Source organism: Nocardioides panacisoli (assembly GCF_019448235.1).
In the GTDB taxonomy this organism is placed as follows: Bacteria; Actinomycetota; Actinomycetes; order Propionibacteriales; family Nocardioidaceae; genus Nocardioides; species Nocardioides panacisoli_A.
On sequence record NZ_CP080409.1, the window covers coordinates 2,815,223 to 2,838,599 of the forward strand.

Genomic DNA, 23,377 nt, shown 5'->3' on the forward strand with positions numbered 1-23,377 from the left:
CGGCCGACCGGGTCGTGGGCCTAGGCTCGCGACGTGATCGACCTGCTGCGCACCCCGCTCCTGCAGACCCCTCGCGCCCGCGCCGGGCGCCTCGCGCGCCGGGCGACCGGCGCCCCCAGCCCCCTCGCGGATCGCACGGTGCTCATCACCGGTGCCACCTCCGGCATCGGCGAGGCGACGGCGTACGCCGCGGCCCGGCAGGGTGCCCACGTGCTGCTGGCAGCACGGCGGGAGGGTGAGCTGGAGCGGGTGCGGCGCGAGGTCGCCGACCGCGGCGGCCGGGCGTCGTCGTACATGGTGGACCTGACGGACGGGGAGGCGATCGACGCGCTCGTGGAGCGGCTGCTCGCCGAGCACGGTGCGGTCGACTACTTGGTCAACAACGCGGGCCGGTCGATCCGGCGTTCGTTGGAGCTCACCCACGGTCGTTTCCACGACTTCGAGCGGATGATGGCGGTGAACTACTTCGGTCCGGTGCGGCTGACGATGGGCCTGCTGCCGGCGATGCGGGCGCAGCGGTTCGGGCACGTGGTCAACATCGTGACGTGGGGCAACCAGATCCGGGCGCCCAAGTTCGCGCCCTACATCGCCGCCAAGACCGCGCTGGAGGTGTTCGGCCGGATCCTGGGGCGGGAGGCCTTCTTCGACAACGTCACCTGCACCAACATGCGGGTCTCGATCGTGCGCACGCCGATGATCGCGCCGACGGCGTCCTACGAGGGGCGTGGGGAGAGCCCCGAGGAGTGTGCGGAGCGGGTGGTGCGGGCGCTGGAGGACCGGCCGCTCACGGTCAACGGTGCGGTGGGCAGCTTCTACGAAGTCTTCAACCTCGCGACGCCGCGGCTGGCGGACCTGGTGATGGCGGTCCTGCACAGCAAGGAGCCCGACTCCCCGGCGGCGCGGGGAGTCGGGCTCCACGAGTCCGCGTCGGCGCCCTGATGGCTGGTCAGGGTCAGTGCGCCGTCGCGGAGGTCAGGTCACCAGCGGCTGTGCTTGGGAGCGCAGCGCGTCTTGGCGTTCTCGGGGACCGGGAGGCCGAGGCGCACCGCATGCCCCGCATCGATCGCCGAACCGACCTCGCGCACGAACCCGACCATGCTGCCGAAGAACTTGGACATGAAGCACCTCCTGTGTTTACTGATCTGTGAACTTCACTGGTCAGTGTAGTACACAGGTCTGTGTACACAACAGCCGTCGCCCGTCCCGGTCCACCTTTTTCGGTGTGATTCGTGCAACAGCGACGCGGACGGCTACAGCGCGGAGCCGAGGGCGACCAGCGCGGAGGCGCTGAGCATGAGGAGCATCGCGCCACGGAAGTGCCGCGCGTCCATCCGGTCGAAGAGCTTGGCGCCCACCGTCCACCCCACCGGCAGCGCGATCACGTACGTCGCGACCAGACCCAGGACGGTGCGGTCCACCAGGCCGCTGGCGGCGAACAGGGCGAACGCGACTGCGCCCTGGGTGCAGAAGACCACCTGGATCGTCGCGCGGAACTCCACCGGGCGCAGGCCGCGGCCGTCCAGCCCGATCACGATGGGCGGGCCGTTCATGCCGGTGGCGGTCAACAGGGTGCCGCCCAGCACCCCCGCACCCAGCTGCGTACGCCGCCCGGTCGCCCGGACGCGGAAGAGCATCGCCACGACGGCGACCAGCACCACGACCCCGACCAGCACCGTCAGTGTGGCGGCGTCGACCAGCAGCAGCACGGCCAGCCCGAGCGGCGCGCCGAGGAACCCGGTCAGCACGAAGGTCCGCGCAGCGGGGACGTCGACGGCGTCACGGTGGCGGACGGCCACGGTGCCGGCCAGCAGGGCGGCGATCGCCGTCACCGACACCACCGCGTGCTGGGGACCGACCACCACGCTGAGCAGCGGCACGGCGACGAGGGCGAACCCGAACCCGGTGACCGCCTGGGAGAACGCGGCGAGGACGACGACCAGCGCCGGCACCGCCAGCATCACGACCTCACCCATGGGGCTCAGGATCGCCGACGACGACCGCCGGCGAGCACGCCGGGTGGGTGACACGTTGTCCGGCAATTACACTGTTCTGTGTAGTCGAGGGTGGAACGGACCGGCGTCAGGGCCGGGACCATGGCTGGGAAACGACGACGAGAGGTTGACGTGACCACGCAGGAAGTACCCATCGACGACCTGACCGAGGCTTCGCTGAAGATCCTCGAGGTCGCCTCCGAGCTGTTCTACCGCCACGGCATCCACGCCGTCGGCGTGGACACGATCGCCGAGGAGTCGGGGGTCACCAAGCGCACGCTCTACAACAACTTCGGGTCCAAGGACGCGCTCGTCTCGACCTACCTGAGCAACCGTCACTCGGCCTGGTGGCAGCGGCTCGAGGACCGCATCGCAGCACTCGACGCGCCGCGCGCCCTCGCCTTCTTCGACGTCTACGCCGACGAGGGCGACACGGTGACGCGCGGCTGCGCGTTCCTCAACGCCGCCGCGGAACTCCCGCGGGGCCACGCGGCGTTCGACGTGGTCGTCTACCACAAGCGGTCCATCGAGGAGCGGCTCGCCGAGCTCATCGCCGAGGACCTGCCGGACGCGGCCGACCCGCAGCGGCTCGCCCGCCACGTCTTCCTGCTGCTCGAGGGCGCGTTCGTGCACCAGGGCATCCATGGTGACGAGCTGATGGTGCAGGCCCGCGAGATCGCGCGCGACCTGCTGACCTGACCCCGCGTCCGGAGGCGCGCCCAATCCGGTTGCGCGGCGCGGCGGAGGCGCGGCAGGTTGACGACCATGGCCTCCTTCATCTCCCACACCAGCATCGACTGCGGCAACGCCTACGAGCTCTCGGAGTGGTGGAAGCCCGTGCTGGGGTACGTCGACGTGCCCGGTGACCCCAACGAGCCCGGTCACGAGGAGTGCATGATCATCGACCCCGCGGGTGCGGGGCCGCAGGTGCTCTTCCTCGAGGTCCCGGAGGCCAAGGAGCGCAAGAACCGGCTCCACTTCGACCTGCGACCGCGCGAGCGCACCCGCGACGAGGAGGTCGCGTGGGCGGTCGAGCACGGCGCGACCCAGGTCGCGGACCTGCGTGGTGAGCACGGTCCGGGCACCGGCTGGGTGGTGCTGGCCGACCCGGAGGGCAACGAGTTCTGCATCCTGCGCTCGGAGGGCGAGATCGCTGCCGCACGGGTCCAGGGCTCGATCTAGCGCGCCCCGTGGCCGGGGCAGGGCGCCCGGTGGACGTGCCGACGCCGCGGCCCCGGGGATTCGGGAACCGGGACCGCGGCGCGGATCAGGGGGTCAGCGGGCCAGGAAGTCCACCAGGGCGCGGTTGAACTCGGCGGCGTGGCTGACGTTGAAGCCGTGCGGAGCGCCCTCGATGACCACGAGGGTGCTGTCCGCGACGGCCTCCGCGGTGCGCTGGCCGGACGCCTCCAGCGGCACGATGGCGTCGGAGTCGCCGTGCAGCACCAGTGCGGGCACGTCGACCTTGGGCAGGTCGGCGCGGAAGTCGGTGCGGGCGAAGGCGTCGATGCATCCGACGACCGCCTCGTCACGCGCGGGCTGCTGCAGGGCCAGCGCCTCCTGGCGCTGCTCCTCGGAGACCTTCAGCTCCTCCCCGACGGAGAAGAAGCCGGTGGTGAAGCCGTCGAGGAAGTTCGCCCGGTCGGTGCGGGCGCCCTCCTCCATGCCCTGCACGTCCTCCTCGGACGGACCGCCGTCGGGGTTGTCCTCGGTCTTGAGCATGTACGGCGGCACGGCGCCGGCGAACGCGACCGAGTGCAGGCGGTCGGTGCCGTGGCGGCCGACGTACCGGGCGACCTCGCCGCCGCCCATCGAGAACCCGACGAGGCTCACGTCGGTGAGGTCGAGGCCCTCCAGCAGGGCGGCCAGGTCGTCGGCGAAGGTGTCGTAGTCGTAGCCGTCGGCGGGCTTGCTGCTCTCGCCGAAGCCGCGACGGTCGTAGGTGATGACGCGGTGGCCGGCCTCGGTGAGGGCGGGCACCTGCTCCGACCACGCGGCGCCACTGAGGGGCCAGCCGTGGATCAGTACGACGGGGCGGCCGCTGCCGCCGCTGTCGGTGTAGTGGAGCGTGATGTCGCCTGCGGTGATCTCCGGCATGGGTCGAGTTCCTTCCGCTCGGGAAATGTCTCGTGCACTAGACAACATGCCACGTGGCACTAGGCTGGACAAGTCCGGTGATCAACCGTGAGGAGGAGACACCGATGCCGCGCCCCCGTCACGTGGCCGAGAGTGCCGCGCTCGACGAGTTGCTCTGCTTCGACCTCTACGCAGCGTCCCGCGCCATGACCCGGCGCTACCGGCCCCTGCTGGAGGAGCTGGGCCTCACCTACCCGCAGTACCTGGTGATCGTCGTCCTCGGTGCGACCGGACCGGCACCCATCAAGGACCTCGTCGGCGCGCTCCGCCTCGACCACGCCACGCTGACACCGATGCTGCGCCGCATGGAGGACGCCGGGCTGCTCCAGCGCGAGCGCGACCCGGTCGACCGGCGCTCCTACCGGCTCTCGCTGGCCGAGCGCGGCTGGGAGGCGCACGAGGCCACCGAGCGGGTGCAGTGCACCATCCGGGAGGACTTCGGGCTCAGCGCCGACGAGGTGCGTGACCTGCAGCTGGTCCTGCGTCGGGCGTCGGTGGCCATGGAGGACGCCGTGGCGCGCGAGGACTGAGTCGCCGCCGGTAGGAGCCGCGCCGAGGTGCCAACGGCTGCCGGTGTTGCTAGCCTCGGGTGCGGGCCGGCGATCGGCCCACCGGACGAGGGAGCCGTACCCGGCGCGCGACAAGACGGCCACCTGGTGTGGTCATGTCCTGGCTCGTGCTCATCGTCTCCGGCATCTTCGAGGCCGTCTGGGCCGTCGCCCTCGGTCGCTCCGAGGGCTTCACGCGGCTCGGCCCCTCGGTCGTCTTCGGGGTCGCGCTGGTCATCAGCATGCTCGGCCTCGCCTGGGCCATGCGCGACCTGCCCACCGGGACGGCGTACGCCGTGTGGGTGGGCGTGGGCGCCTCGCTCGCGGTGTGCCACGGGATGGTCACCGGCGAGGAGGCCGTCAGCGTGGTCAAGGTCGTGCTGCTGCTCGGCCTGGTCGGTTGCATCGTGGGCCTGAAGCTGGCCCACTGAGCCTCCCCGGCGTGGCTCAGCCCCAGGCGATCAGCCGCTGCGCCAGCTCGGGTCCGCAGTCCTCCTGCACGAAGTGGCCCCCGCGGATCCGGGCGTGGGGCTGCCCCGCGGCGCCCGGCACGTGCCGGATCAGCCGGGCGTCGGCCTTGCCCAGGATCGGGTCGTTGCGTCCGAAGACCGCCAGCAGCGGCTTCTCCCACCGACCGAGCGACTCCCACGCGGCACGGTTGGCCGGCGTCGCCGGGTCGTCCGGCGAGGTCGGCACGAGACGGGGGAACGCGCGGGCTCCCGCCTGGTACCTCGCCGACGGGAACGGCGCGTCGTACGCCGCCCGCACCGGTGCGGGGACCCTCTCGACGGTCGCGGTGGCCACGATGCGGCCCGCGGGGAAGACCGGGCTCCAGCGGGCGAGGCCACGCCAGGCGCGGAAGGCCGGCGAGGGCGGCCGGTCACCGGTGGGAAGGAAGCCGTTGGCGACCATGATCCGGCCCACGAGGTGGTCCTGCTCGGCCGCGAGCCGCAGTCCGATCAGCGACCCCCAGTCCTGCACGAAGATCGTCGCGTCCCGCACCCCGACGGCCTCGAACCAGGCGTGGACCCACGCCACGTGGCGGGCGTAGGTGTAGTCCGTGACCGCGGTCGGCTTGTCGGAGCGTCCGAAGCCGACCAGGTCCGGCACGAGGACCCGGTGGCCGGTGGCCACCAGCGGCGGCACCATCGTGCGGTAGAGGTAGCTCCACGTCGGCTCGCCGTGCAACAGCACCACCGGCGTCCCGTCGCGCGGTCCCTCGTCGAGGTAGTGCATCCGCAGCGACGGCGTGCCCTCGGCGGCCACGTCGACGTAGTGCGGCGCGAAGGGGAAGTCGGGCAGGTCGGCGAAGCGCTCGTCGGGGGTGCGGAGTACGTCCACGGCGGGGGTTCCTCTCTCCTCGGCTGGGTCGAGTATCCCCGCCGGCCGGATCAGTCGCCGCAGTGGCCGTCGCCGCAGCACGCGTCGGCGGGCGCCGCCTCCTCGGTGACGGCGTCGGGCAGCACGGCGCCGCCGCACGCGCAGCCCTCGCCCCGCCACGCCTTCACGCCCTCACGGGCGGCGACCGCGGCGATCACCAGGCCCGCGACCGGGTCGGCCCACGCCCAGCCCAGGGCCGCGTTGAGCAGCAGGCCGGCCAGCAGCACGAAGGACATGTAGGCGCACAGCGCCGTCTGGGTCGAGTCGGCCACGACCGCGTTGGAGCCCAGGCCGCGACCCGTCTGCCGCTGCGCCCAGGACAGGAACGGCATGATGATGATCGAGGCGATCGCCAGCCCGATCCCGACCGCGGACGTCTCGGGTTCGTGGGCGGTCACCAGCGACCGCACCGACTCGAACGTCACGTAGCCGGCGAGCGCGAAGAACGACAGCGCCATCAGCCGCAGCGCACGGCGCTCCCGCGACTCCGGCCAGCGGTGGCGGAACTGCCACAGCACGATCAGCCCGCTGCTCACCTCGACCACCGAGTCGAGGCCGAAGCCGACCAGCGCGATCGAGCCGGCGACCAGGCCGGCACTGATGGCGATCACGGCCTCGACGGCGTTGTAGGCCACCGAGGCGCCCGCCAGCCACTGGGCGCGCCGGCCCAGCCGGTCGCGGGTGGCCGCGTCGACGGCGTAGGTCTCGGAGTGCACGTGGGTGCTCATCTCATTCCTCCCCGGTGGTCGGGCACAGCACCACCGCGTCGCCGGTGGCGGCGAGCAACTCCTCGGTCGCGCCGAGGACGCGGAGTACGACCTCGGGCACCGCGACGGAGAAGACCGACGACCTCCCGACGGCGCGCGAGCTGACCAGTCCGCAGTCGCGCAGGCACGCCAGGTGCTTGGAGACCGTGGACTGCGCCAGGCCCAGGTGGGCGGTGAGCTCGCCGACGTTGTGCTCGCCGAGCAGCAGGTGGCGCAGGATCGTCAGGCGCCGCGGGTCGCCGAGCGCCCGGAAGAGGCACGCGGCGGCGGCTGCCGCAGCCGCCTCGTCCACCTCGGTGGTGGCCTCGTTCGCCACCGGCGGCTCCGGCTCCGTCAGCCCCGGCTGCTCCGCAGCGGTCGACCGGGCCGCACCCTCGTCCGTCGGTCGCGCCGGCTCCGTCGGTCGCGCCGGCTCCGTCGGTCGAGCCTGTCGAGACCCGTCATTCATCGCCATGCAGCGATGATAACGCCAACTGGCTGTGCGTCAATCCGCCGCGGCGTGACCCGCGTCGCACTAGGATTCAGGGTGGACGCCGTGTCGCACACAACGGTGCGACCGAGCACACGAGCGAGGAGGACCCATGGGGATCAACCCGGTGGCCGACACCCTGAAGCGAGCGGACAAGGTGCTCAAGGGCGCCGGCCAGACCCTGGAGGAGGTCGACGGGACGCTGAGCTCGGTCGACGGCACCCTGTCCCGGGTCGACGGCAGGATGAGCAGCGTCGACGAGACGCTCGGCGAGGTGCGCGACGTCCTCGGTCGCGTCGAGGGGCTGCTGTCCGACCTCAGTGACGAGATCGCACTGATCAAGGAGATCCCCGCGATGCAGGGCAAGCTCGAGGAGATCCACCGCGCCGTCACGAAGTGAGCGCGCGCCGCTGACGTCGTACGGCCGGCGCGTCCGGGCGCCCCCCGACCGTACGACGTCGCGACGGGTCAGCCGGCGACCTCGGCCGGCGCCGGGCTGGAGAACTCCAGGGCGTCGTCGTCGACCGGCCGGGCGAAGACCTTGCGGTCCTTGAAGTAGTTCATCTTCAGTCGCCACGGCTCCTGCGAGCCCTGCTTGGGGAACTCGTCCACCGAGCGCAGCACGTAGTTGGCGGCGAAGTCGAGGAACGGCTGTTCCTCGACGCTGTGGTCGCGCCGTGGCACCACCATCTGCTGGCCGGTGGTCGTCATGTGCTCGAGCAGGCGCACGACGTACTCGCACACCAGGTCGGCCTTGAGCGTCCAGGAGGCGTTGGTGTAGCCGACGATGAAGGCGAAGTTCGGGATGCCCGAGAGCATCAGCCCCTTGTAGGCCATCGTCTCCGGCAGCGAGACCTCCTCGCCGTCCACGGCCAGCTCGGCACCACCGAACGCGAGCAGGTTGAGCCCGGTCGCGGTGACGATGATGTCGGCCTCGATCTCGCGGCCCGACCGCAGCAGGATGCCCTGCTCGGTGAAGCGCTCGATGTGGTCGGTGACCATGTCGACGGTGTGGCGCCGCAGCGCCTTGAAGAGGTCGCCCCCCGGCACCAGGCACAGTCGCTGGTCCCACGGGTCGTACGGCGGCGCGAAGTGCTCGTCGAAGGCGATGTCCTCAGGGAGCTGGCGCTCGAGCATCTTGCGCAGCAGCCCACGGGCCGCGCGGGGACGCTTCTGGCAGAACTCGTAGAAGCCGATGTGGGTGGCGAGGTAGCGCGCCCGCGTCAGCGTCGAGGCCAGCCCGGCCGGCAGCGCCCGCTGCATCCCCTTGGCGATCGGGTCGTTCTGCGGCTGGCTGATGATGTAGGTCGGCGTGCGCTGCAGCATCGTCACGTGGCCCGCGCCGGAGTCGGCCAGTGACGGGATCAGCGTCACCGCGGTGGCGCCCGACCCGATCACCACGACCCGCTTGCCCTGGTAGTCCAGGTCCTCGGGCCAGTGCTGGGGGTGCACGATCTCGCCGGCGAAGTCCTCGCGGCCCTCGAAGTGCGGGGTGAAGCCCTCGTCGTAGCGGTAGTAGCCCGAGGTCGACATGAGGAAGTCGGCGGTCAACTCGACCAGCTCACCGGTGTCGGTGCGCTCGACCTCGACGTGCCAGCGCGCCTCGGCGGTGGAGAAGTCCGCCCGCACCAGCTTGTGGTGGTAGCGCACGTGCTGGTCGATGCCGTGCTCCTGCGCCGCCTCGCGGATGTAGGCACGGATGTCGGTGCCCTCGGCGATCGCCTGCGAGCCGGTCCAGGGCTTCCACTTGAAGCCCAGGGTGTACATGTCGGAGTCCGACCGCACGCCCGGGTAGCGGAACAGGTCCCACGTGCCGCCCATCGCGCCGCGCATCTCCAGCAGCGCGTACGAGCGGTCGGGGAACCGCTGGGAGAAGTGGTACGCCGCGTCCACGCCGGACAGCCCGGCGCCGACGATCAGGAAGTCGAGGTGCTCGGTCATGGGGATCTCCTCATCCTCCCGAGACGGAGGTGTTGCGGGCACTGGTCGAGCGCCCGAGACGGCGTACCTCATCGTCCATCAGCGGCAGCAGGCGCGGCGTCTCGCGGTCCATCACCTTCTGCACCAAGCGGCTGGCGGCGATGTTGCGGCCCTGGGCGATGGCGCCGACCCAGCCGGGCACGTAGGCGTGGCGGCTGCGCCGCTCGAGCGCCTTCACGAAGGCGGCGACGCAGGAGTCGACGTCGGTGGTCTTGCTCAGCGGGTAGGGCATGGCCGCGAGCATCTTGCCGAACGCGCTGAGGTCGGCCTTGGCGTCCTGCACCAGCGGGGTGTCGATCCAGGACATGTGGGCGGTGCCGACGCCGACGCCCTGCCAGCCCAGCTCCAGGCGCAGCGCGTTGGCGAAGTGCTCGACCCCGGCCTTGGAGGCGTTGTACGCCGCGAGCCCCGGCGCCGGGGTGAAGGCCGCCAGCGAGGACACGACCAGGATGTACCCCTGCCGCTCGGTGACGCTGGGCAGCGCGGCGCGCACGGTGTGGAAGACGCCGAGGACGTTGATGTCCAGGACGCGCTTGAACGTCGCGGGGTCCACCTCGGCCACCGAGCCGTAGGAGGCGATGCCGGCGTTGGCCAGCACCAGGTCGATGCCACCGAAGCGCTCGACGGCCGCGGCCGCGACGGCCTCCATCGAGGCCAGGTCGGTGACGTCGGCGACCGTGGCGAGCACCTGCTCCTCGCCGAGCTCGGCGGCCAGCGCGGTCAGCGGCGGCTCGTCGACGTCGGTCAGCACGAGGCGTACGCCGCGGGCGGCGAGGGCGCGGGCGGTCTCGGCGCCGATGCCGCGGGCCGCGCCGGTGATCAGCGCGACCTTCCCGGTCAGCCGGTCGTTGCCGTCGGGGCGCTGCGTACGGGACATGGGTCTCCTTGGTCGGTGGTGCGGGGTGCGGTGGGCCGAGTTCACGCCGACTCGGCGGCCAACATCGCCGAGTTCACGCCGACTCGACGGGCATGGCGGCCGAGTTGGCGCCGACTCGCTCGGCATCCTGGGCGGTGCGGCCGGCGGCGCCGCTGTCGAAGTCGTCCAGGATGCTGGCGACGGTCTCCTGCGCGCAGGTCTTGTTGGTGCCGATGAAGCCGGACGGGCCGCGCTTGATCCAGCCGGCGACGTACACGCCGGGGGCAACGCGCCCCTGCTGGTGCGGCACGGTGCCGGTCGCGTCGTCGAAGGGCAGGTCGGTCACCGGACGGCCCTTGAAGCCGATCGAGCGGACCACCAGGCCGGCAGGCAGGTCGTCGTAGTCCTCGGTCGGCTCGGGCCGGACGCGGCCGTCCTCGCCGGTGACGAGGCGGTTGCGCACGACCCGGACGCCGGTCACCCGGTCGGTGCCGGTGACGGCGACGGGCGAGGCGGCGAAGCGCAGCACGATCCGGCGCCGGCCGGCGGTCGGGTCGACCGGGCGGTCCGCGATGTCGCGGAGCAGCTGCACCTTGCGGCTCTCGCCGGCCAGGAGCGCGGGGTCGCAGTCCACGACGACGTCGACGTCGGTGAGCGCGGCGAGACCGACCAGCTCGGGCACGGTGAAGGCCGCCTCGGCGGGGCCGCGGCGGCCGAGCACGACGACCTCCCGGACCTCGCTCCCACGCAGCGCCGCGAGCGCGTCGCGGTCGATGCTGGTCGGCGCGAGGGCGTCCGGGTCGCCGGTGAGGATCCGCGCCACGTCGAGCGCGACGTTGCCGTTGCCGATGACCACGGCCCGCTCGTGTGCGAGCGGCACGTCCAGCGCGCGCTGGTCCGGGTGACCGTTGTACCAACCGACCAGGTCGGTCGCGGCCACCGCGCCGGGCAGCTCCTCGCCCGGGATGCCGAGGCTGCGGTCGGAGGAAGCGCCGACGGCGTACACGACCGCGTCGTACTCCTCGCGCAGCTGCGCCAGCGTCACGTCGACGCCGACCCGGACCCCCAGCCGGTAGCCGAAGCGCGGGTCGGACTCGATCGCGGCGAAGAGGTCGGTCACCTGCTTGGTGGCGACGTGGTCGGGTGCCACGCCGAAGCGCACCAGGCCGTACGGCGTCCCCAGCCGGTCGTGGACGTCCACCGCAGTGACCTCGGGGTGCTTGAGGAGCTCGTCGGCGGTGTAGAGGCCGGCCGGTCCGGACCCCACGACGGCGACCCGGAACGGACCGGGCCGCTGCAGCCGGCGCTGCTCGGGCACCAGTGCGAGCGGCGTGCGGTCGGCGTGCGGGAAGACGTCGTAGTAGTCGGCGTTGATGTCCAGGAACGGCTTCTGGGACTCACTCAGCAGCCGGTCCGGGACGATCGCGCCCACCGGGCACGCCGTCACGCAGGCCCCGCAGCCGACGCAGGAGTTGGCGTCGATGTGGACCATCTCCGCCTCGGCGAACCCGGGCTCGCCGGGTGCGGGGTGGATGCAGTTGACCGGGCAGGCGACGACGCAGGACGCGTCGGCGCAACACGACTGGGTGACGACGTAGGCCATGGCGCGCGGGGGTCAGGTGGCGGCGTTGGCCGGCTCGCTGCGGAAGCGCGAGCCGTCGCCGTCGATCTTCAGGGCACGCCACACGCGTCGCGAGGTGCGGTTCATCAGGCCGAGGTTCTCGGCCAGCGTGCGCACGTCGCGGAAGGTGTCGCGCAGCACCTTGCGGGACTCGGGGCTGTCCCACCACACCTCGTCGATGACGTGCTGGGGGATGCCGAGGTCGCGCTGCATCTGCTTGCTGGGCTTCATGATCACGTCGCACAGGGTGCGCATGATGACCGGCATCGCGATGGAGAGCACGGCGCGCTGGCGGCGGTTGAGGTACTGCGCACGGTGCTCGAGGTACTGGTGCGCGAACCCGATGTGGCGCGCCTCCTCGGCGACGTGGATCTGCATGACGCGGCTGACCATGGGGTGCATCTGGTCGCCGGCGCGCAGCACGTTCTTCTGCAGGTGGTCGATGGGCTCCTCGCCCGCGAGCACGCCGATGAAGAACACGAACGGCAGCGGGCCGGCGGCCAGCGGCAGCAGCGGCGCGGCGCGGCGGAACCAGGCCGGGCCGCCGGGGGCGTCGACGCCGGTGCGGTTCACCAGCTCCTGGAACATCTGCGTGTGGTGGCACTCCTCGGTCGCCTCGTGGGTGGAGTAGCGGAACTCCGGGCGACCGTTGGGGAGGGTGAGGCAGTGGTTCATGATCCCGCTGATCAGCACCTGCTCGAACTGCAGGCCGACCTTGGCGACGTTGGCCTGGACGTAGATGCCGACCTCGATCTGGCGGTCCAGCGGCAGCGACTGGTACCACGCGGTGCGGCCCAGCGGGTGGATCGAGGGCAGCACCCAGCGGGGGTCGTCGCGGCGGACCTCCCAGTCGGGGTTGTCCCAGTCGATGTCGGTGAACGCGTCGAAGTGCTGCTCGACGGAGGCCTCCGACAGCGTCTGGAGGATCTCGTCGTAGCTCTGGCCGGGCAGGTCGGTCGCGGTCATGCGTGGTCACCTCTCACCGTGGGACATCGGGTGCTCACGAAAGTAACCGCGACACGGTGTTCAGTGCAACCAGTTCTGGCCAGGTTTCGGCCGATTGTGTCTCAGGACACAGCGCCCTCGAGGGAGTCCACCGTCGGCTCCCACGGCGGCAGGAACTGGGCCGCCAGCGCCTCCCAGCTGCCGTCGATGACCTGCTCCAGGTCGATCCGCGTGGCTCGCTGCACGTGCTCCTTGTGCAGCTCGCGGTCGACGAACCGGATCAGGAACCCCCGCAGGTCGGCCTCCAGGGTGGAGAACCGCTGCAGGGCGGCCGACCGCCGCGTCTCGGGGTCCAGCTTGAGCAGGATGTCGTCCTGGCCGGGCGGCGTGACGTCCCAGTGCAGGACCAGCGGGTGCTCGAGCCGGAACCGGATCAGCAGCGGCACGATCACGTCGGCGTGGAAGGTCATCGAGGAGCCTGCGACACCGACGGTGAAGTCGACGTCCACCGGCAGCGTCACCCGGAACGCCGGCAGCTCGCCCGGCAGGTTGTCGGCGTACGGCGTGCGATAGGTGCCGCGCGCGGTCACCTTCGCCAGCCGCCGGGTCGGCCCGGCGCCGATGGGGCCGAGCTCGAAGCCCGGACCGAGCACCCGCGCCACCGAGTCGGCGATGCGCCGCCGGTGGAAGATGATCCGCAGGAAGTCACTGCCGAACTGCTCGAACGCCGTCGCCTCCGACATCCTCGTCCTCTCCGCGCGGGGGTGGAGTGGCTGATCCTAGGCCCAGCGCTGCCGCTCCTTCCTTGCTGGTCGAGCCGGTCGAGCGCCAGCGAGGCCGTGTCGAGACCGCCGCAGCTCGGGCACTCAGCAAACCCACGGCCCGACTCACAGGTTCGTGACAGGTTCGGCGCGCACCGTGGTGCCTCACACCGAGACGAAGGAGACCCACCATGCACCGCACCACCGCACTGCGCACCGGCATCGCCGCCGGCGTGGCTGCTGCCGGCCTGACCGTCGGCGGCGTCGCCCTGGCATCCGCGGACGACTCCGGCGGCACCGACGACACCACGAGCCAGCAGGCGCGCGGCGAGGACTCCGACGGCGACCGACGCGGCCACGGCCGGCACGGTGGGCCGTTCGGCGGCGACCGCCTGGAGGGCCTCGCGGACGCCCTGGGCGTGAGCGAGGACGAGCTGCAAGACGCCTTCTCGGCCGTCCGCGACGAACTGCGTCCCGATGGTGACCGCGACGAGGGTGAGCGGCCGGACCGCGACGCGATGCGCGACGCGCTGGTCTCCGCGCTGGCCACCGAGCTCGACCTGACCGAGGACGAGGTCACGGCGGCGTTGGAGGAGGTCCGCGGCGAGGCCCGGGCCGAGCACCGCGACACGCTGGAGGAGCGGCTCGACGAGGCCGTCGCCGACGGCGACCTCACCGAGGCCGACAAGGAGTCGGTCCTCAAGGCCTACGACGCGGGCGTCCTCGGCGGTCGCTGACCGGCTCGTCGTACCAAGCGAGTTCGTCCCCTCCCGAGCCCTGGGGCAACGAAATCGCTTGGTGCGACGTCCTGCCCGACCTCAGCGCAGGTCGAGTTCGCGCAGCTCGGCCTGATAGGCGGCGTACGCCGTCCGCAGTCGCGGGCCGGGCCAGTCAGGGGGGAGCAGGGAGGCGGGGAGGAGCGGGTCGGCGGCCAGGTGCCGCACGATCCGGGCCGCCGCGGCGAGGCGCAGGGCAGGTTCGCGGGTCCGCGCGAGCAGGTCGAGCATCGCCTCGCCGTCGGCGGCCCACGCCGCCAGGTCCCACAGTCGGGCCGCGAGCGTGGCCGGGTCCTCCGCCGGGGTGGCACGGAAGACCTGGAGCACCGAGGCCGACGCCTCGCCCGGCGCCAGCGGCCGGCGCAGGTTGGCAGGGCGGGTCCACACGCCCTCGCGCAGCTCGGCCAGCCGGTGGCCGGCCAGCGTGTCGCGCAGGGCCGCCCGATCCGCGCCGGAGCGCCCGGTCACCACCACCACGGCCATCTCCCACGAGCCGTCCCATGCGGCCTCCGCGTCGTCGACGCCCTCGTCCTGCCGCCGTTGCCGGGCGGCGAGTCGCTCGCCGAGCGCGTAGTCGCCGTCGACACGGCGGAGGTCGCCGGCGGCCACCGCGCGGGTGAGGGCCACCCGCATCGTGGGGGCGGGCACGCCGAGGTGCTCCCCGCGCCGGGTGAGGTCGGCCGGGCTCATCCGGTCCGGATGTGACCCGAGCAGCAGCGAGAGGGCGACCGAGCGCGCCGGCAGCGGCGCCAGGTCGGCCTTCGTCACGGTCACCCGACGATCGTCGCGCATTACATTCATGGACACAACTGTTGGGGTAGACGTAACATCAACCCATGAGCGAGGAAGCCCCGTGGCGCGACGTCGATCGGTCGGTGGTCGAGCCTGTCGAGACCCCGGTGACGTCGTACGAAACGCTCACCTACGAGGTCGACGGCCGGGTGGCGCGGCTGACGTTCGACCGGCCCGAGCAGGGCAACGCGATCACCACCGCCACGCCGCGCGAGCTCGCCGACGCCGTCGAGCGGGCCGACCTCGACCCCCGCGTCCACGTGATCGTGCTGTCGGGACGCGGCAAGGGCTTCTGCGGCGGCTACGACCTCTCGGCCTTCGCCGAGCAGGCCATCGACAACCACGACCCGTCGCAGACCTGGGACCCGATGGTCGACTACGCGATGATGAGCCGCTTCACCAGGGGCTACGCGAGCCTGCTGCACGCCGACAAGCCGACGGTGGCGAAGGTGCACGGCTTCTGCGTCGCCGGCGGCACCGACATCGCGCTGCACTGCGACCAGATCGTCATCGCCGACGACGCCAAGATCGGCTACCCGCCGACCCGCGTGTGGGGCGTGCCCAGTGCCGGGATGTGGGCCCACCGGCTCGGTGACCAGCGGGCCAAGCGGCTGCTGCTGACCGGCGACTGCCTCTCGGGCACCGAAGCAGTGGAGTGGGGTCTCGCCGTGGAGTGCGCCCCTGCCGACGAGCTCGACGAGCGCACCGAGGTGTTGGTCCAGCGCATCGCCGCGATGCCGGTCAACCAGCTGATGATGGTCAAGCTCGCCCTCAACTCCGCGCTGATGTCCCAGGGCGTGCACCAGTCCCAGCTGATCAGCACCGTCTTCGACGGGGTCTCCCGTCACACCCGCGAGGGCTACGCCTTCGCCGAACGCGCGGCCGAGGTCGGCTTCCGGCAGGCCGTGCGCGAGCGCGACGCCGCGCCGTACGACGACCACGGACCCTCCACCAACAAGGGATGAACCCATGACCAGCACCCCCCACACCACTCACGAGGTCTTCAACCAGGCCACGCCGCTCGTCGGCCACGACACCTCGCAGAACCCGGCCCTGCGCGAGGGCCTCGAGCGCGAGGGCGCCGGCTGGGCGCTCCCGGAGGTCACCGAGCTCGGCCGCCTCGCCGGCACCGCCGAGGCGCAGGACTGGGGCCGGCTCGCGGAGCGGGTGCCGCCGCGGCTGCACACCCACGACCGCTACGGCCACCGCGTCGACGAGGTCGAGTACGTCCCGGCGTACCACCAGCTGATGGAGACCGCCGTGTCCCACGGGCTGCACGCGGCACCGTGGGCCGACGAGCGGCCGGGTGCCCACGTGGCCCGCGCGGCGAAGTTCATGGTCTGGTCCGTCGACGCGGGCCACGGTTGCCCCGTCTCGATGACCTACGCCGTCGTCCCGGCCCTGCGGGCCAACGCCGACCTGGCGGCGCGGTTCGAGCCGCTGCTGACCAGCCGCGAGTACGACTTCGGCCTGCGGGACCCCGAGACCAAGCGCGGCCTCATCGCGGGCATGTCGATGACGGAGAAGCAGGGCGGCTCGGACGTGCGGGCCAACACCACGACCGCGACGCCACAGGAGGACGGGACCTACGCGCTCGTCGGGCACAAGTGGTTCACCTCGGCACCGATGTCGGACATGTTCCTCACGCTCGCGCAGGCCCCCGGCGGCCTCTCGTGCTTCCTGGTGCCGCGCGTGCAGCCCGGCGGCGGGGCCAACCCGGTGCGCTTCCTGCGGCTCAAGGACAAGCTGGGCAACAGGTCCAACGCCTCGTCGGAGATCGAGTACGACGGCGCGCTCGGTTGGCTGGTCGGCGAGGAGGGCCGCGGCGTGCGGACCATCATCGAGATGGTCAACATGACCCGCCTGGACTGCGTCATCGGCTCCGCGATGGGCATGCGCACGGCCCTGACGATGGCCTCCCACCACGCGCGACACCGGTCGGCGTTCGGTGAGGTGCTCGTCGACCAGCCCGCGATGCGGGGCGTGCTCGCCGACCTGTCGCTGGAGTCGGAGGCGGCGACGACGGCGATGATGCGGTTGGCCGGTGCCAACGACCGCGCGATCCGTGGCGACGAGGGCGAGGCCGCGCTGCGGCGGCTCGCGCTGGCGGTGACGAAGTACTACGTGTGCAAGCGCGCGCCGATCATGGCCGGCGAGGCGTTGGAGTGCCTGGGCGGCAACGGCTACATCGAGGACTTCGACGTGGCGCGGGTCTACCGCGAGCTGCCGCTGCTCTCGATCTGGGAGGGCTCGGGCAACGTCGCGGCGCTGGACGCGCTGCGGGCGATCGGCAGGGAGCCGCACACCCTGGACGCGTTCTTCGCCGAGGCCGACCTGGCCGCCGGCGTCGACGCGCGGTACGACGCCGCGCTCGACCGATTGCGCAAGGAGCTCACCTCCTTCGACGACATCGAGCTGCGCGCCCGCCGGATCGTGGAGCAGATGGCCCTGGTCTTCCAGGGCTCGCAGCTGCTGCGCCACGCCCCGACCGCCGTCGCCGACGCCTTCTGCGCCTCCCGCCTTGACCGCGACTGGGGCGGCGCGTTGGGCACCCTCCCCACCGGCCTCGACCTCGCGCCCCTGCTGGAGCGCTCCTTCGTCGACGTCCCCTGACCGCGAACGCACGGGAGGTCTCGACTCGGGTCGCTGCGCGACCCGGCTCGATCAGCGAGACGCACGGGAGGTCTCGACTCGGGTCGCTCGTACCTCGCGACCCGGCTCGACCACCAAGCCGACTTGGTGGTCGAGCCGGCCGAGCGCCAGCGAGGCCGTGTCGAGACCCGGTGAACCTCCACGGCTCGACCAGCCCGACGAGCGTGGCTCAGTGGCGGCGTACGGCGGCGAGGGTGGCGCGGGGGTCGGCGTCGAGGATCGCGGCGGCCTGGGCGAGGTAGAGCTCGGCGCAGGCGACGGCGTCACCCAGTGCCGTGTGGAGCGGGGCGTCGGGGAGGCCGTGGCGGCGCCGCGACTCGGGCAGCCGGAGCGTGCCGTCGAGGAGCTGGACGCCGCGGCGGTCGAGGTCGCGTCGTTCGAGCTCCAGGGTGCAGACCGAGGCGATCGGCGGCGTGACGCCGGAGAGCCGCCGGGCGGCCGCCTGCAGGAACCCCACGTCGAGCGCGGAGTGGTGGGCCACCAACACGCGCCCCTCCAGCAGCGGCAGCAGCACCGCCAACGCGTCGGCCGGCGACGTGCCCGCGGCGACCGCGTCGTCGGTCAGGCCGTGGATCGTCGCCGACGCACCGACGTCACCGCTGGGACGCACCAGCAGCTCCTCGGCGCCCGAGAGCACGACGCGGCCCGCGTCGATCGGCACCCACCCGACGCTGAGGATCTCGTCGCGCTGCGGATCCAGTCCCGTCGTCTCCAGGTCGACCGCGAGCAGCCGCAGCTCGGCCAGCGGGGTGCGGTCGTCGGGTGGTGCCTGCGCCAGGTGACGGCGTACGACGGGCTCCTCGGTCCGCGCGGCGAGCCGGCGCCGTTGCCGTTCACGCCACCAGGTCGGGGCCCTCACGTCACGTTCCGGACCGGGTAGCGCATCTCGACGCCCCGCTGCGCGCGCCGGACCACCTCGAAGGCGTCACGCAGGGTGCGCCGGTCGAAGCCCGACAGCTCACCGGGGGCGACGAAGTTGTCCGGCTCCGCACCGGCCCGCACCTGCTGCGCGTGGTGGCGCAGCCGCACGTAGGAGAGGAACTCGAAGGCGTCGCGCAGGTCGGCCACGTCGCCGGCCGACATCGCGCCCGCGTCGGCGGCGGCCGCCAGCCGCTCATGGGTGTTGACCGCCGGCAGGCCGTGCGCCAGCGCGTGCAGCCGGCCGATGCCGACCACGGCGTGCACGCCGCCCTTCTTCAGGTCCAGCGTGTCGCGGTGCTTGCCGTCCTTCTCCAGCACGAAGCCACGGAAGAACCCCAACGGCGGCGGTCGCACCGCGAGCCCCGCGAGGTGGAGCAGGAAGATGTCGGCCTCGGGCGCGCGGGTCCGCACGTGGTCAGCGACGGCGGCGTGGAGCGAGGGGTCGCCGGCCACCGGCCGCATGTCGAAGAACACCGATGCGTCCAGGATGGCCTCCGGCGTCGGTCGCCGCAGCCAGCGGTCGACGTGGTCGGTCCACCCCGCCACCGGCTGCCGCCAGCGCGGGTTGCTGGCCATCTTGTCGCCCAGGCAGGGCGGGTAGCCGCACGCCGCGAGCCCGTCGACCATGCCGGTCGTCAGCCGCTCGAACCACGTCGCCGCCTCGCCCTCGACCGGCCCGCCGAGCACCAGCCCGTGGTCCTGGTCGCTGGCCAGGCCCTGCTCGAGCCGTGCCCGTGAGCCCAGCGCCACCCAGCAGTACGCGGTCGGCGCGGGCCCGAGGTCCCGCTCCAGGTCACCCACCAGGAGGGAGAGGAGGCGTCGTTCGATCGCGTCGCCGATCGCGCTCACCATGCGGCCGATGTCGTCGGCGGTCGCGTCCTGGTCGACCAGGCTCTCCACCACCCGCGGCGTCATCCGGCTGGCCTCGGCGAGCGCGGCCACGCTGTCCTGCTTGCCGATGTCGCCCACCAGGTAGATCGGGTTCGTGCGCTCCAGTCGCAGCAGGTCGGTCGAGGTGACCACGCCGATCACGCGGCCGCGCTCGAGCACCGGCGCGTGGTGGATGGTGCGGCCGGTCATCTCCAGCATCAGCTCGAAGGCCAGGCTGCTGCTCTCCACGGTGAACGGCTCGGCCGACATCACCGTCGTCACCGCGTCGTCCGGGCTGCGGTCCGCCGCCACGACCCGGGTACGCAGGTCGCGGTCGGTGAGGATCCCCAGCAGCGCGCCGTCGCGCGTGATCAGCACCGAGGACACGCCCTCGTCGCGCATGTGGGCGGCCGCCTCCCGGACCGAGGCGTCGGGGCCGACGGCGACGGGGGCGCGGCGTACGAGGTCGCCGACGCGGGTGCGGAGCACCACCCCGCCGGTGCGGGGCTGTTGCACCGTCGTCAGGGCGTGCTGGAGCCGGGCCGCCTCGTGCTCGACGTAGTGCAGCCGGAAGGTCGGGTGCCGCTCGGCCAGGTCGCGGAACACCTCGCCGGGCATCACGAGTGCCAGCGTGTCCTCGTACGCTGTGAGTCGCAGTCCCATCCGGCCCTCGAGGCCCTCCAGGGTCAACGTGGAGATGCCCGCCGCCTCCCCGACGCCACGTCGCGCCACGAGTCGGTCGCCGTCGTGCACGTCGATGCCGCCCGAACGCACCACGAAGAGGTCGTCGTTGGCCTCGCCCACGTCGCGCAGCACCGTGCCGCGCCGGAAGTAGGCGACCTCGAGCCGCCGCGGGAGACGGGTGAGGTCGTCCTCGGGCAGCCGGTCGAACGGCGGGTGGTCGGCCAGGAAGCGGCGTACCTCGTCCAGCTCGGCCGTCATGGGGTCACGGTACGCCGGTCTCAGCCGACCGTGAGCGCGTCGACGAGGGCGGCGACGCCGTGTTCGCCGGTGAGGTCACCGGGCAGCAGCGGCACCTCGACGAGCGGCACGCCGTCCGAGCGGGCGCGCAGCGTCGCCAGCTGGTCGTCCTCGAGTCGTCGGCGCTCGGCGAGGAGGTCGCCGGCGTCGACGGGGGAGCGCCGGTTGGCAACGACACCGCCGACGGCGATGCCCAGCTCGCGCAGCTGGTCCAGCAGCGCCAGCGACTCGGTGACCGGCATCCGCTCAGCGGTGGTCACCACGACGAAGGCCGTGCGTTCGTGGTCGGCGACCACGTCGCGCAGCGCCGCGAACCGCCGCTGGCGCCGCAGCAGCACGCGCCGCAGCTCGGCGTCGGTGTCGCCGTCGCCCTCGGTCCCACCCCCGAGGCCCCGCACCGCGGCGCCGAACTTCTCCGCCCGGTCACGGTTGGCCAGCAGCGAGGTGGTCCACGACGTCAGCTGCTCGGGCATCGCGAGCAGCCGCAGTGTGTGCCCGGTCGGCGCGGTGTCGACGACGACCAGGTCGTGGGACGCCAGGCCGTCCTCGAGCACCTCGGCGAGCCGGTCCAGCACGGCCGACTCGTGGGTGCCGGGCGCCTCGCGGGCGAGGTCGAGGTGGCGCTCGGCGGGCCCGTGCATCCGCTCGGGCAGCAGCCGGAGCATGGTGCGGCGTACCTCGGCCAGGTGCCGGGCGACGGTGCGGTCGGGGTCGATCTCGACCGCGTCCACGACGGTGTCGGTCGTCACCCGGGTCGGGGCGTCACCGACGTCGCGCCCCCACAGGTGGCCGAGGTTGTGGGCGGGGTCGGTCGAGACCAGCAGCACCCGCTCGCCCTGCCGCGCCCGGTCCAGCGCCAGGGCGGAGGCCACCGAGGTCTTGCCGACCCCGCCCTTGCCGCCGGCGAAGAGCACCCGCCGGTCGGCGAGCGACCTCAGCAGCACCCGACGTGCTCCAGCGGTGACCGGTCCAGCCCGATGCGCCGGTGCCAGGCGTGGAACTCCGGGTAGAGCGCAGGCACCAGCTCCGCGGAGTGGTACGCCGACGGGTCGGGCACGCCGAGCGCCTCGGCGAGCACCACGAGGGTGAACAGGTCGTCCTCCTCCCGCTTCGCGCGGGCGAAGGTGCGCCGGTAGGGGCCGGCGTAGAACTCCGCCAGCCCCTCGCTGAAGGCCCGCCACCGGGCCCGCAGTCCGGCGCCCCGGGTCACGACCCGCTCGACTGCTCGGCGTGGGTCAGGTCGGCGTCGGCCGCCTCGGGCGGGTCGGTGCGGGCCTTGTTCATCGCCAGCACCGCCTCGACCGCGACCCAGACGGCCGCGACGATGATCACCGCGTCGAGGCCGAGCAGCAACCAGTCACTGGCGTCGTAGAGGTCACCCAGCTGCACGATGGCGGCGTAGAACGACATCACGAACACGAACGCGAGCGGGATGAGCGCGGGCCAGGGGTTGCGGCGCTTGCGCAGCAGGATGACCGCCACGATCGACAGCGTCAGCGAGGCCAGCAGCTGGTTGGTGGTGCCGAACAGCGGCCAGATGCGCATGCCGCCGGCGCCGCCGCCACCCTGGCTGAAGGTGAGGCCGACCGACACGACCAGCACGATCGCGGTGGCCAGGCCCTTGCCGACCTTGACCGAGGCGACGTCGCCGGCCTCCTGGACCACGAAGCGCAGGAGCCGCACGCCGGTGTCCATGGTGGTGGCGGCGAAGAGGACCGCCATCGTGGCGAGGATGGTGGCGCTGAGCGAGGTGGGCAGGCCGAGGCCGGCGTTGACGATGGCGCCACCGCCGTCGACGAACGCGCCGACGCCGCCCTGGCCGAAGGCGGAGTAGACCGCCTCCCAGTCCGCCAGGGTGCGGAAGCCGGCCGTCGCGGCGAGGATCGCGCCCAGTGCGAGGAGGCCCTCGCCGACGGCGCCGAAGTAGCCGACGAAGCGCGCGTCGGTCTCGGAGTCGAGCTGCTTGGAGGAGGTGCCCGACGAGACCATGCCGTGGAACCCGGAGATCGCACCGCAGGCGATGGTGACGAACAGCAGCGGCACCATGCCCGGCGTGCCCTCGGGCACCGAGTCGTTGACCGCCGGGGCCACGATCTCGGGCGCGCTGAGCAGGACAGCGCCGTAGAGCACGCCCAGGCCGATGAAGAGCTGGACACCGTTGATGTAGTCACGCGGCTGCAGCAGCACCCAGACCGGCAGCAGCGAGGCGATGCCGGCGTAGGCGAACAGTGCGACGATCCAGAACGTCGCGGGGGAGACGCCCAGGATCGGGTCGGGCAGCTCGATGGGGAACCGGTCGCCGACCAGGATCAGCGCGTAGAGCGCGGTGACGCCGAGCACCGTGGTGACGGCGAGGTTCATCCGCCAGCGGTAGATCATCTGGCCCACGACCAGCGCGACCAGGATCGCGCCCCAGGCGGGGATCACGGCGCTGGGCGTGCTGATGAGCAGGTCCTTGATCACGACGGCGAACGCGGCGATGACCATCAGCAGCAGCAGGAAGATGACGACGAGGAAGAGGTTGCGGCCGCGCGGCCCGATGTAGCGGCCCGAGAGCATGCCGATCGACTGGCCGCGGTTGCGGGCCGAGGCCCACAGCGCGCCGAGGTCGTGCATGCCGGCGAAGAAGACGGTGCCGAGCGTGACCCACAGGAACGCCGGCAGCCAGCCCCAGATCACCGCGATGGCCGGGCCGACGATCGGCGCCGCGCCCGCCACGGAGGTGAAGTGGTGGCCCCAGAGGACGAACTTGTTGGTCGGCACGTAGTCGACGCCGTCGGTCATCTGGTGTGCCGGCGTCGCGTACGCCGGGTCGAGCCGGTAGACGCGTTCGCCGAGGAACTTGGAGTAGAGCAGGTATCCGCCGGCGAGCATCGCCAGGCCGATCAGCAGCAGCAGCAGAGAGTTCATGGTTCGCCCTTCGTCGTCGCC

Annotated in this window: 26 protein-coding genes and 1 riboswitch; of the genes, 9 read left to right on the forward strand and 17 right to left on the reverse strand. The window is 72.4% G+C overall.

Going from position 1 to position 23,377, the window contains the following annotated elements:
- Nucleotides 1-33: 33 nt before the first annotated feature.
- Nucleotides 34-939, forward strand: a complete 906-nt coding sequence (locus tag KUV85_RS13610) for an SDR family NAD(P)-dependent oxidoreductase (protein WP_219960433.1) — start codon at nt 34-36, stop codon at nt 937-939.
- A 38-nt stretch (nt 940-977) separates the two neighbouring features.
- Here the strand turns inward: KUV85_RS13610 and KUV85_RS13615 are convergent, their stop codons facing one another.
- Complete coding sequence (locus KUV85_RS13615) at nt 978-1,118, reverse strand: hypothetical protein (RefSeq protein WP_219960434.1); 141 nt, start codon at nt 1,116-1,118, stop codon at nt 978-980.
- A gap of 132 nt (nt 1,119-1,250) precedes the next feature.
- Complete coding sequence (locus KUV85_RS13620; RefSeq protein ID WP_219960435.1) at nt 1,251-1,973, reverse strand: sulfite exporter TauE/SafE family protein; 723 nt, start codon at nt 1,971-1,973, stop codon at nt 1,251-1,253.
- A 150-nt stretch (nt 1,974-2,123) separates the two neighbouring features.
- Here KUV85_RS13620 and KUV85_RS13625 point away from each other — a divergent pair, with 150 nt between their 5' ends.
- Nucleotides 2,124-2,690 carry a TetR/AcrR family transcriptional regulator gene (locus KUV85_RS13625; RefSeq protein ID WP_219960436.1) on the forward strand — a complete coding sequence of 189 codons (567 nt, stop codon included), beginning with the start codon at nt 2,124-2,126 and terminating at the stop codon, nt 2,688-2,690.
- A gap of 66 nt (nt 2,691-2,756) precedes the next feature.
- Nucleotides 2,757-3,173 (forward strand): VOC family protein, encoded by a 417-nt coding sequence (locus KUV85_RS13630; protein WP_219960437.1) that lies wholly within the window; start codon nt 2,757-2,759, stop codon nt 3,171-3,173.
- Between the two features lie 93 nt (nt 3,174-3,266).
- Here the strand turns inward: KUV85_RS13630 and KUV85_RS13635 are convergent, their stop codons facing one another.
- Nucleotides 3,267-4,088 (reverse strand): alpha/beta fold hydrolase, encoded by an 822-nt coding sequence (locus KUV85_RS13635; RefSeq protein WP_219960438.1) that lies wholly within the window; start codon nt 4,086-4,088, stop codon nt 3,267-3,269.
- Between the two features lie 104 nt (nt 4,089-4,192).
- Between KUV85_RS13635 and KUV85_RS13640 the strand changes: the two genes are divergently transcribed.
- Both KUV85_RS13640 and KUV85_RS13645 read left to right on the forward strand, forming a co-directional pair.
- Entirely contained in the window at nt 4,193-4,657 is a 465-nt protein-coding gene (locus KUV85_RS13640) for a MarR family winged helix-turn-helix transcriptional regulator (RefSeq protein WP_219960439.1), read from the forward strand.
- A gap of 59 nt (nt 4,658-4,716) precedes the next feature.
- A riboswitch (guanidine-III (ykkC-III) riboswitch) is annotated at nt 4,717-4,782 on the forward strand.
- 9 nt (nt 4,783-4,791) lie between these two features.
- Nucleotides 4,792-5,106, forward strand: coding sequence for a DMT family transporter (locus KUV85_RS13645; RefSeq protein WP_219960440.1), 315 nt, complete (start codon nt 4,792-4,794; stop codon nt 5,104-5,106).
- Between the two features lie 16 nt (nt 5,107-5,122).
- Here KUV85_RS13645 and KUV85_RS13650 read toward each other — a convergent pair whose 3' ends face one another.
- The 3 genes from KUV85_RS13650 to KUV85_RS13660 are packed head-to-tail and all read right to left on the reverse strand — an operon-like array spanning nt 5,123 to nt 7,114.
- A complete protein-coding gene (locus tag KUV85_RS13650; protein WP_219960441.1) occupies nt 5,123-6,016 on the reverse strand; it encodes a haloalkane dehalogenase in 894 nt (297 codons plus the stop codon).
- 50 nt (nt 6,017-6,066) lie between these two features.
- On the reverse strand, nt 6,067-6,783 hold the full coding sequence (locus KUV85_RS13655; RefSeq protein ID WP_219960442.1) for a cation transporter: 717 nt from the start codon (nt 6,781-6,783) through the stop codon (nt 6,067-6,069).
- A 1-nt stretch (nt 6,784) separates the two neighbouring features.
- Nucleotides 6,785-7,114, reverse strand: coding sequence for an ArsR/SmtB family transcription factor (locus KUV85_RS13660; RefSeq protein WP_425299407.1), 330 nt, complete (start codon nt 7,112-7,114; stop codon nt 6,785-6,787).
- A gap of 289 nt (nt 7,115-7,403) precedes the next feature.
- On the opposite strand from KUV85_RS13660, the gene KUV85_RS13665 reads away from it, so the two are divergent.
- Nucleotides 7,404-7,691 carry a hypothetical protein gene (locus KUV85_RS13665; RefSeq protein ID WP_219960443.1) on the forward strand — a complete coding sequence of 96 codons (288 nt, stop codon included), beginning with the start codon at nt 7,404-7,406 and terminating at the stop codon, nt 7,689-7,691.
- Between the two features lie 68 nt (nt 7,692-7,759).
- Here KUV85_RS13665 and KUV85_RS13670 read toward each other — a convergent pair whose 3' ends face one another.
- The 5 genes from KUV85_RS13670 to KUV85_RS13690 form a co-directional block, all read right to left on the reverse strand.
- A complete protein-coding gene (locus KUV85_RS13670; RefSeq protein ID WP_219960444.1) occupies nt 7,760-9,232 on the reverse strand; it encodes a flavin-containing monooxygenase in 1,473 nt (490 codons plus the stop codon).
- 10 nt (nt 9,233-9,242) lie between these two features.
- Complete coding sequence (locus KUV85_RS13675) at nt 9,243-10,148, reverse strand: SDR family oxidoreductase (protein WP_219960445.1); 906 nt, start codon at nt 10,146-10,148, stop codon at nt 9,243-9,245.
- Between the two features lie 73 nt (nt 10,149-10,221).
- The gene (locus tag KUV85_RS13680; RefSeq protein WP_219960446.1) at nt 10,222-11,730 is read right to left on the reverse strand and encodes an FAD-dependent oxidoreductase; all 1,509 of its coding nucleotides are present in this window, start codon (nt 11,728-11,730) and stop codon (nt 10,222-10,224) included.
- Between the two features lie 12 nt (nt 11,731-11,742).
- A complete protein-coding gene (locus KUV85_RS13685) occupies nt 11,743-12,714 on the reverse strand; it encodes an AurF N-oxygenase family protein (RefSeq protein ID WP_219960447.1) in 972 nt (323 codons plus the stop codon).
- Between the two features lie 101 nt (nt 12,715-12,815).
- The gene (locus KUV85_RS13690) at nt 12,816-13,436 is read right to left on the reverse strand and encodes a hypothetical protein (RefSeq protein ID WP_219960448.1); all 621 of its coding nucleotides are present in this window, start codon (nt 13,434-13,436) and stop codon (nt 12,816-12,818) included.
- 209 nt (nt 13,437-13,645) lie between these two features.
- Between KUV85_RS13690 and KUV85_RS13695 the strand changes: the two genes are divergently transcribed.
- On the forward strand, nt 13,646-14,191 hold the full coding sequence (locus KUV85_RS13695; RefSeq protein WP_219960449.1) for a hypothetical protein: 546 nt from the start codon (nt 13,646-13,648) through the stop codon (nt 14,189-14,191).
- A gap of 81 nt (nt 14,192-14,272) precedes the next feature.
- On the opposite strand, the gene KUV85_RS13700 is transcribed toward KUV85_RS13695, so the two are convergent.
- Complete coding sequence (locus KUV85_RS13700) at nt 14,273-15,004, reverse strand: PaaX family transcriptional regulator C-terminal domain-containing protein (RefSeq protein ID WP_219960450.1); 732 nt, start codon at nt 15,002-15,004, stop codon at nt 14,273-14,275.
- A gap of 62 nt (nt 15,005-15,066) precedes the next feature.
- Between KUV85_RS13700 and KUV85_RS13705 the strand changes: the two genes are divergently transcribed.
- Both KUV85_RS13705 and KUV85_RS13710 read left to right on the forward strand, forming a co-directional pair.
- Entirely contained in the window at nt 15,067-15,987 is a 921-nt protein-coding gene (locus KUV85_RS13705) for a crotonase/enoyl-CoA hydratase family protein (protein ID WP_219960451.1), read from the forward strand.
- Between the two features lie 4 nt (nt 15,988-15,991).
- Nucleotides 15,992-17,635, forward strand: coding sequence for an acyl-CoA dehydrogenase family protein (locus KUV85_RS13710; RefSeq protein ID WP_219960452.1), 1,644 nt, complete (start codon nt 15,992-15,994; stop codon nt 17,633-17,635).
- Nucleotides 17,636-17,843: 208 nt separating this feature from the next.
- On the opposite strand, the gene KUV85_RS13715 is transcribed toward KUV85_RS13710, so the two are convergent.
- From KUV85_RS13715 to KUV85_RS13735, 5 genes are read right to left on the reverse strand one after another with little or no spacing between them, the layout of a single operon-like run.
- On the reverse strand, nt 17,844-18,533 hold the full coding sequence (locus KUV85_RS13715) for an exonuclease domain-containing protein (protein WP_219960453.1): 690 nt from the start codon (nt 18,531-18,533) through the stop codon (nt 17,844-17,846).
- On the reverse strand, nt 18,530-20,407 hold the full coding sequence (locus KUV85_RS13720) for a putative nucleotidyltransferase substrate binding domain-containing protein (protein WP_219960454.1): 1,878 nt from the start codon (nt 20,405-20,407) through the stop codon (nt 18,530-18,532). The genes KUV85_RS13715 and KUV85_RS13720 overlap by 4 nt, the downstream gene beginning before the upstream one ends.
- A 20-nt stretch (nt 20,408-20,427) precedes the next feature.
- Nucleotides 20,428-21,390 (reverse strand): ArsA family ATPase, encoded by a 963-nt coding sequence (locus KUV85_RS13725; protein WP_219960455.1) that lies wholly within the window; start codon nt 21,388-21,390, stop codon nt 20,428-20,430.
- A complete protein-coding gene (locus KUV85_RS13730) occupies nt 21,381-21,656 on the reverse strand; it encodes a cory-CC-star protein (protein WP_219960456.1) in 276 nt (91 codons plus the stop codon). Before KUV85_RS13730 ends, KUV85_RS13725 begins: the two co-directional genes overlap by 10 nt.
- Nucleotides 21,653-23,356 carry a carbon starvation CstA family protein gene (locus KUV85_RS13735; RefSeq protein ID WP_219960457.1) on the reverse strand — a complete coding sequence of 568 codons (1,704 nt, stop codon included), beginning with the start codon at nt 23,354-23,356 and terminating at the stop codon, nt 21,653-21,655. Before KUV85_RS13735 ends, KUV85_RS13730 begins: the two co-directional genes overlap by 4 nt.
- Between the last annotated feature and the right edge of the window lie 21 nt (nt 23,357-23,377).

Coding starts and splice junctions, on each gene's coding strand:
- KUV85_RS13680 (WP_219960446.1), bottom strand. CDS start 11,730: ATGGCCTACGTCGTCACCCAGTCGTGTTGCGCCGACGCGTCCTGCGTC.
- KUV85_RS13690 (WP_219960448.1), bottom strand. CDS start 13,436: ATGTCGGAGGCGACGGCGTTCGAGCAGTTCGGCAGTGACTTCCTGCGG.
- KUV85_RS13645 (WP_219960440.1), top strand. CDS start 4,792: ATGTCCTGGCTCGTGCTCATCGTCTCCGGCATCTTCGAGGCCGTCTGG.
- KUV85_RS13705 (WP_219960451.1), top strand. CDS start 15,067: ATGAGCGAGGAAGCCCCGTGGCGCGACGTCGATCGGTCGGTGGTCGAG.
- KUV85_RS13695 (WP_219960449.1), top strand. CDS start 13,646: ATGCACCGCACCACCGCACTGCGCACCGGCATCGCCGCCGGCGTGGCT.
- KUV85_RS13655 (WP_219960442.1), bottom strand. CDS start 6,783: ATGAGCACCCACGTGCACTCCGAGACCTACGCCGTCGACGCGGCCACC.
- KUV85_RS13685 (WP_219960447.1), bottom strand. CDS start 12,714: ATGACCGCGACCGACCTGCCCGGCCAGAGCTACGACGAGATCCTCCAG.
- KUV85_RS13615 (WP_219960434.1), bottom strand. CDS start 1,118: ATGTCCAAGTTCTTCGGCAGCATGGTCGGGTTCGTGCGCGAGGTCGGT.
- KUV85_RS13665 (WP_219960443.1), top strand. CDS start 7,404: ATGGGGATCAACCCGGTGGCCGACACCCTGAAGCGAGCGGACAAGGTG.
- KUV85_RS13620 (WP_219960435.1), bottom strand. CDS start 1,973: ATGGGTGAGGTCGTGATGCTGGCGGTGCCGGCGCTGGTCGTCGTCCTC.
- KUV85_RS13675 (WP_219960445.1), bottom strand. CDS start 10,148: ATGTCCCGTACGCAGCGCCCCGACGGCAACGACCGGCTGACCGGGAAG.
- KUV85_RS13630 (WP_219960437.1), top strand. CDS start 2,757: ATGGCCTCCTTCATCTCCCACACCAGCATCGACTGCGGCAACGCCTAC.
- KUV85_RS13635 (WP_219960438.1), bottom strand. CDS start 4,088: ATGCCGGAGATCACCGCAGGCGACATCACGCTCCACTACACCGACAGC.
- KUV85_RS13735 (WP_219960457.1), bottom strand. CDS start 23,356: ATGAACTCTCTGCTGCTGCTGCTGATCGGCCTGGCGATGCTCGCCGGC.
- KUV85_RS13640 (WP_219960439.1), top strand. CDS start 4,193: ATGCCGCGCCCCCGTCACGTGGCCGAGAGTGCCGCGCTCGACGAGTTG.
- KUV85_RS13720 (WP_219960454.1), bottom strand. CDS start 20,407: ATGACGGCCGAGCTGGACGAGGTACGCCGCTTCCTGGCCGACCACCCG.
- KUV85_RS13710 (WP_219960452.1), top strand. CDS start 15,992: ATGACCAGCACCCCCCACACCACTCACGAGGTCTTCAACCAGGCCACG.
- KUV85_RS13670 (WP_219960444.1), bottom strand. CDS start 9,232: ATGACCGAGCACCTCGACTTCCTGATCGTCGGCGCCGGGCTGTCCGGC.